Annotated in this window: 6 protein-coding genes; 5 read left to right on the forward strand and 1 reads right to left on the reverse strand. The window is 60.2% G+C overall.

Features of this window, described 5'->3' with window-relative positions; all coding sequences use genetic code 11:
- The coding region (locus VMR39_RS00750) for a S9 family peptidase (RefSeq protein WP_414712431.1) at positions 1-880 on the forward strand (880 nt) is incomplete at its 5' end.
- Between the two features lie 8 nt (positions 881-888).
- Here the strand turns inward: VMR39_RS00750 and VMR39_RS00755 are convergent.
- The gene (locus VMR39_RS00755) at positions 889-1,731 is read right to left on the reverse strand and encodes a class I SAM-dependent methyltransferase (RefSeq protein ID WP_325413383.1); all 843 of its coding nucleotides are present in this window, start codon (positions 1,729-1,731) and stop codon (positions 889-891) included.
- A gap of 27 nt (positions 1,732-1,758) precedes the next feature.
- Here VMR39_RS00755 and VMR39_RS00760 point away from each other — a divergent pair, with 27 nt between their 5' ends.
- The 4 genes from VMR39_RS00760 to VMR39_RS00775 all read left to right on the forward strand — a co-directional run.
- A complete protein-coding gene (locus VMR39_RS00760; RefSeq protein ID WP_325413385.1) occupies positions 1,759-2,784 on the forward strand; it encodes an aspartate-semialdehyde dehydrogenase in 1,026 nt (341 codons plus the stop codon).
- Between the two features lie 9 nt (positions 2,785-2,793).
- On the forward strand, positions 2,794-3,432 hold the full coding sequence (locus tag VMR39_RS00765; protein ID WP_325413387.1) for a DUF2238 domain-containing protein: 639 nt from the start codon (positions 2,794-2,796) through the stop codon (positions 3,430-3,432).
- Between the two features lie 44 nt (positions 3,433-3,476).
- Complete coding sequence (locus tag VMR39_RS00770; RefSeq protein ID WP_325413389.1) at positions 3,477-4,238, forward strand: alpha/beta fold hydrolase; 762 nt, start codon at positions 3,477-3,479, stop codon at positions 4,236-4,238.
- Between the two features lie 52 nt (positions 4,239-4,290).
- Positions 4,291-5,303, forward strand: a 1,013-nt coding sequence (locus VMR39_RS00775) for a M2 family metallopeptidase (RefSeq protein ID WP_325413391.1), incomplete at its 3' end; no start/stop codon positions are given.

Here is a 5,303-nt window from a genome sequence, read left to right on the forward strand (position 1 = left end):
CAGGGCGATGCGGTGGGCGGCGGCGGCAAAGCGTGACAGGCGGCGCTGCATTGCTTCCAATTCGAGCGCCTCGGCCACTTCTAACTGTGCGTACATCGCGCGAAGATCGAATGGGGCGCTCACTGGACTGCGGCCTTGGGACGGCACGACGCTCTACACCAAGATCATGACCCCGCCGATGGAGCCGGGGAAGCGCTATCCCGTCTTCATGATCCACTATGGCGGCCCCGGCGGCGGCCGTCAGGTGACGAACACATGGAGTGGCGCGCTCAACCAGTATCTGGTGGATCGCGGCTGGATCGTCTTTGCCATCGACAATCGCGGTACGCCCGATCGCGGCAAGGCATTCGAGGATCATCTATATCGCGCCATGGGCACGGTGGAAGTCGAGGACCAGTTGAAGGGCGTTGAATGGCTCAAGGCGCAGCCTTATGTCGACCCCAAGCGGATCGCGACCTATGGCTGGTCCTATGGCGGTTATATGTCGCTGAAGCTGCTGGAAAAGGCGCTAGGCGTCTTCGCTGCTGCCGTCTCCGGCGCGCCCGTGACCAAGTGGCAGCTTTACGACACCCATTATACCGAGCGCTATATCGGCAAGCCGCAGGACAAGCCCAGCGCCTATCCGGCGTCAGGCGCCGTAGACGATTCGGTGAAGATCAAGGATCCGCTATTGCTGATCCATGGCATGTCGGACGACAATGTCGTGTTCGACAATGCGACCGCACTGATGGCCAAGATGCAGGGCGCAGCCGTGCCGTTCGAGATGATGGCCTATCCCGGCCAGACCCACCGCGTCGGTGGACCGGGCATCAGTGTCCATCTGTGGAAGACTATCGAGGACTTCCTCACCAAGGAAGCGGGCGGCCCGACCGCGGACTGACAATCGCGCTATCGCCAGGCGTGAAAAATCGCCCGGCGATAGCGATCCTTTTTGCGGAAAGGCATGGCCCATCTGCGCCACCCCGCATTATCCAGCGCTTCCGGCAAGACCTTGAAACGGGAATAGCCAAAGCGCTGGCACATTTCACGCAAAGCCAGGATATTGGGCGCCCAGAAATTTGTCGGATCGCGATCCAGTTCCAGTTCGGTGAAGAGGCGCATGGAAGGAACCGGCTCATGCCGAAGGGCCGTGACCGTCTCGATCACGAGATGGTCACGGCTCATTGCAGCGGCAGCCTCTAGAGTGCGATAGGGATCCGTCACATGATAAAGGACGCCCAGCAACAATACAGTGTCGAACTGCCCCAATTCCTCCACGCGGTGATTGGCGACGTCCAGATCTAGCGACCGGACTTTCGATCCAAAACGGGCGTGAGCATGATCGAAGCCGCTCTTGTCACCCCAACCTTCACCCGACCAGCAGAAATGATCGGTGGACAAGACCTCTGCCGATCCACGCCGCTCCGCCTCAAAGGAGAAGAAACCGTCCCACGCGCCTATATCCAACACTCGCCTGCCAGCCATAGACACGCTGAATATCTGATCAGCTTCCTTGCGCAGTGATTCCAGCGGCTTGATGCCATCTACGCACACTCCATCAGGGAACTGGAAACTGTGAAACCAGTGTTGGGGCAATGGTGGCAGCGACTTGGACAGCATCAACTGAAAATCCGATGTCAGGAGGAGAGGAATGGGCTGCGAGTGCGCTGTCGATAATCCGCAGACTATCGGATCGACAAGCCCTTCTTTCTGGACAAACGCAGCAGTATCGCTATGGCGCGCACTCCGCAATATTGCGTTGGAGTGGAGACTTTAGTCATGGGTTACAAGGTCGTCGTCGTTGGTGCCACCGGTAATGTGGGCCGCGAAATGCTGACCATTCTCGCCGAACGCGAGTTCCCTATTGACGAGATCGCGGCGGTTGCATCGTCCCGGTCGCATGGCACCGACGTCGACTTTGGTGACACCGGCAAGACGCTCAAATGCAAGAATATCGAACATTTCGACTTCACCGGCTGGGACATCGCCCTGTTCGCCGTAGGCTCCGGCCCGACGGCAGAATATGCGCCCAAGGCTGCGGCGGCCGGCTGCGTCGTGATCGACAATTCGTCGCTCTATCGCATGGACCCGGACGTGCCGCTGATCGTGCCCGAGGTGAACCCGAACGCGATTGACGGCTACACAAAGAAGAATATCATCGCGAACCCGAACTGCTCGACCGCGCAGATGGTCGTCGCCCTGAAGCCGCTGCATGACGCTGCGAAGATCAAGCGAGTGGTCGTGTCGACCTACCAGTCGGTGTCCGGCGCGGGCAAGGCAGGCATGGACGAGTTGTTCGAACAGTCGCGCAACATCTTCGTCGGCGATCCGGCCGAACCAAAGAAGTTCACCAAGCAGATCGCCTTCAACGTGATCCCGCATATCGACGTTTTCCTCGACGATGGTTCGACCAAGGAAGAATGGAAGATGGTCGCGGAAACCAAGAAGATTCTCGATCCCAAGGTGAAGGTCACGGCGACCTGCGTGCGCGTGCCGGTGTTCGTCGGCCATTCGGAATCGATCAATATCGAGTTCGAGAACGAGATTTCGGCCAAGGAAGCGCAGGACATCCTGCGCGAGGCGCCTGGCATCATGTTGGTCGACAAGCGCGAGGACGGCGGATACATCACCCCGATTGAATGCGTCGGTGATTTTGCGACCTTCATCAGCCGCGTTCGCGAGGATTCGACCATCGAAAACGGGCTGAATCTGTGGTGCGTCAGCGACAACCTGCGCAAGGGCGCGGCGCTGAACGCGGTGCAGATCGCCGAACTGCTGGGCCGCCGTCACCTGAAGAAGGGCTAAGTAGCCCGCATGATTTCCGGCGCTGTCGCGATGTGGAAAGCCCTTCCGCTCGCGCAGCGCTGGATGATCTGGCTGTTGCTGGCCGCTGTCGGCCTCGCCAATATTGCACAGCCCTATCCCGATCTGGCGCCGCTCCAGCATGGGCCGACGGTCGCGCTGATCCTTGCTGCCCCGAGGCTGCTGCGGCGATGGCCGCTTTCAACCTCCACCTTTGCCTGCATCTGCTTGTTCCTGCTGCTGCACACGCTGGGCGCACGCTGGATCTACAGCTATGTGCCCTATGATGATTGGGTGCGGGCAATCAGCGGCCATGACATCTCCAGCCTCTTCGGCATGAAGCGCAACGGTTTTGACCGGCTGGTCCATTTCAGCTTCGGCGCTTTACTGACATTGCCGATCGCAGAGATCTCCCGCCACCATGGAGGCCTGCCATGGCGCTGGAGCCTGAGCTTCGCCTTTGCCGCCGTCGGCCTCGGCAGCGCAGTCTACGAGATATTCGAATGGCTGCTGACGGTCGTCGCGGCGGGCGACACCGCCGACTATTATAACGGTCAGCAAGGCGATATCTGGGATGCGCAGAAGGACATGGCGCTGGCGCAAATTGGATCGATGATCGCGGTCATCGCACTCTTGCGCCGCAGCGGCTGACGCCATATCGGCAGGCCGTTCCCGCCAGACAAGGAATTGCCCTGATGACCGACCTCCAGATCGAACGCCGCGACATCAAAGGGCGGGATGGCCTGCCGATCGCGGTTCATGTGGTCGGACAGGGGCGCGATCTGGTCCTGATCCATGGCTATTTCTCGAACGCCTTCACCAACTGGATCCGCTACGGCCATGCTGCAAAGCTTGTCGAGGCCGGGTTCCGCCTGATCCTGCCCGACCTGCGCGGCCATGGCGAAAGCGCCAAGCCGCATGATGCGGCCGCCTATCCGCCTGATGCGCTGACCGACGACAATCTGGCGCTGGTCGAGCAGATGGGCCTGAGCGATTATGATCTGGGTGGCTATTCGCTCGGCGCGCGCACGACGGTGCGGATGCTGGCGCGCGGCGCGACGCCACGCCGCGTTATCCTGGCGGGCATGGGCCTGCGGGGCCTCATCAAGACGCTCGACAAGGGCGGCTATTACAAGAATGTCCTCACCAATCTCGGTACATTCGAGCGCGGCACGTCCGAATGGATGACCGAAGCGTTCCTGAAAACTACCAAGGGCGATCCGGTGGCGATGCTGCATATCCTGAACACCTTCGTTGATACCGACGAAGCGACGATCGCCGATTTCCAGCAACCGACCGAAGTAATCTGCGGAGCTGACGACCAGGATAACGGCATCGCGCAGGAACTGGTCGATATCCTGCCGAACGGCCGTTATGTCGAAGTGCCCGGCAATCATATGAACGCCGTCACACGCAAGGAATTGGGGCAGGCGATGGTCGATTTCCTGACCGCTTGACTGTATCGCCGGACCAAGTCACCTTCCTCTTATAACCGATAAGGGGAACCCCATGAAAATCGCTATCTCGCTGGTCGCACTTGCGGCTGCCCTGGTTACTTCGCCGGTGATGGCGCAACAGGCACCTGCCGCCGTACCGACTGCGGCCGAAGCAGAGGCCTTCCTTGCCAAGGCTGAAAAGAGCCTGTTCGACCAGTCGATCGTCAGTGGTCGGGCGGCGTGGATCAACGCCACCTACATCACCGACGATACGGACGCGATGGCCTCCTATTTCGGCGCGATCGATACCAAACAGCGGGTCGACTATGCGCTGGAGGCGGCCAGATATGCGACGGCACCGGGCCTGCGCGAAGAAACGAAACGCCGGCTGACGCTGCTGCGCACCGCGCTGACGCTGCCCGCGCCGACGACATCGGGGGCTGCGGAAGAACTCAATGATCTCGCGACCAAGCTTCAGTCCGCCTATGGCAAGGGTAAGGGGACGCTCAAGGGGCAGGCGATCAACGGCAGCGACATCGAAGAACAGATGGGGGAAAACCGCAATCCCGAAGACCTGAAGGAAATGTGGGTCAGCTGGCACGACAATGTCGGTGCGCCGATGCGGCAGGACTATGCCAAGCTGGTCAGCATCGCCAATGCCGGAGCGAAGGAATTGGGCTTTGCCGATACGGGGGCGATGTGGCGGTCCAAATATGACATGCCGGCCGATGATTTCGCCAAGCTAACCGACAAGATCTGGGCCGAAGTGAAGCCGCTCTATGACGAGTTGCACTGCTACACCCGGACCAAGCTGAACGAGAAATATGGCGACGCGGTCCAGCCCAAGACCGGACCGATCCGCGCCGACCTGCTCGGCAATATGTGGGCGCAGGAATGGGGCAATATCTACAGCGTCGTGGCGCCGCAGGGTGCCGGCGACCTTGGCTATGACGTCACCGACCTGCTCAAGACCAAGGCCTATGATCCAGTGAAGATGGTGAAGGCGGGCGAGGGTTTCTACAGCTCGCTTGGTTTCGAGGCGTTGCCGCAAAGCTTCTGGGATCGCTCGCAGATCTTGTCGGTTAG

The organism is Sphingobium sp. (assembly GCF_035511395.1).
Lineage (GTDB): Bacteria > Pseudomonadota > Alphaproteobacteria > Sphingomonadales > Sphingomonadaceae > Sphingobium.

Coding starts and splice junctions, on each gene's coding strand:
- VMR39_RS00770 (WP_325413389.1), top strand. CDS start 3,477: ATGACCGACCTCCAGATCGAACGCCGCGACATCAAAGGGCGGGATGGC.
- VMR39_RS00760 (WP_325413385.1), top strand. CDS start 1,759: ATGGGTTACAAGGTCGTCGTCGTTGGTGCCACCGGTAATGTGGGCCGC.
- VMR39_RS00765 (WP_325413387.1), top strand. CDS start 2,794: ATGATTTCCGGCGCTGTCGCGATGTGGAAAGCCCTTCCGCTCGCGCAG.